This is a genomic window from Mesorhizobium sp. M7A.F.Ca.CA.004.04.2.1 (assembly GCF_004022825.1).
GTDB lineage: Bacteria > Pseudomonadota > Alphaproteobacteria > Rhizobiales > Rhizobiaceae > Mesorhizobium.
Window position 1 is genome coordinate 1 of sequence record NZ_RZPH01001373.1, and the last position, 1,219, is coordinate 1,219.

General features: G+C 64.4%; 2 protein-coding genes. Both read left to right on the forward strand.

All coding sequences use genetic code 11. The features are described 5' to 3' along the window. On the forward strand, positions 1 to 761 hold a 761-nt coding region (locus EN893_RS34660), incomplete at its 5' end, for an RsmB/NOP family class I SAM-dependent RNA methyltransferase (protein ID WP_164901418.1). 126 nt (positions 762 to 887) lie between these two features. Further along, positions 888 to 1,219 (forward strand): PaaI family thioesterase (locus EN893_RS34670; RefSeq protein WP_164901419.1); only part of this gene is annotated, 332 nt, incomplete at its 3' end.

The window sequence follows — 1,219 nt, forward strand, 5'->3', positions numbered from 1 at the left end:
GCGCGAAACCCTCGGCAATCGCGCCACACGGCATCCGCATCCCGCCGATCGACGGCGACGGCCGGCACCCGAACGTGCAGGCCGAGCCGGCTTTCCAGAAGGGCTGGTTCGAGGTCCAGGACGAAGGCTCGCAGATCGCGGCCGCCCTTGCCGGGGCCGAAGCCGGCATGCAGGTGCTGGATTTTTGCGCCGGCGCCGGCGGCAAGACGCTGGCACTGTCGGCTTCGATGGAAAATCGCGGCCAGATCTTTGCCCATGATGCCGAAAAAGCACGGCTGGCGCCCATCTTCGACCGCATCCGCCGCTCTGAAAACCGCAATGTCCAGATCGTCACCAAGCCGGCCGAACTCGCGCCGCTCGGCAACCACATGGACATCGTGCTGGTCGACGCGCCTTGCACCGGCAGCGGCACCTGGCGGCGCCGTCCCGATGCCAAATGGCGGCTGACGCAAAGGCAGCTCGATGCACGCAAGGGCGAGCAGTCGGCGATCCTCGATGCGGCCAAAGTCTATGTCAAACCAGGCGGCCTGCTGGTCTACATCACCTGCTCGGTGTTTGATGAGGAAAACGGTGAGCAGATCGCGGCCTTTCGGGACCGTAACAGCGGCTTTGTTCCCGTCGACCACCGCCAGCTCTGGGACAGCCGTTTTCCCGGCCATGAGGCAGCCGCACGCATCGGCGCCAGAGGCGACATCTCGCTGTCGCCGGCGCTCAGCGGCACCGATGGGTTTTATCTCTGTGCGTTACGCAGATCGGCCTGAATCCTATTCCTGACGGACGCGTGGCGCCGGCCGGCAGGCCAGGTCGATTGTGCAGTGCAGCAAAAGCATTTGCCTGCCGTCCATGCCTCTGCAATAAGCTTATCCGCGTAAAGGAAGGCAGCGGCAATGGCAGCAAAGATCGTACCCGCCCCGGACTATGAGGATCGCGTCAGGACCTCCTTCGCGCGTCAGAAGGCGATGGCCACGATCGGCGCCGAACTGACGCTGGTGACGCCCGGTATTATCGAGATCGAGATGCCCTATTCGGCGGCATTGACCCAGCAGCACGGCTTCCTCCATGCCGGTGTCATTTCGACGGCGCTGGACTCGGCCTGCGGCTATGCCGCCTTTTCGCTGATGCCGGAAAACTCCGGCGTGCTGACCATCGAGTTCAAGGTCAACCTCCTGGCGCCGGGCAGGGGCGAGCGCTTCCTGTTCCGCGGCTCGGTGACGAAGCC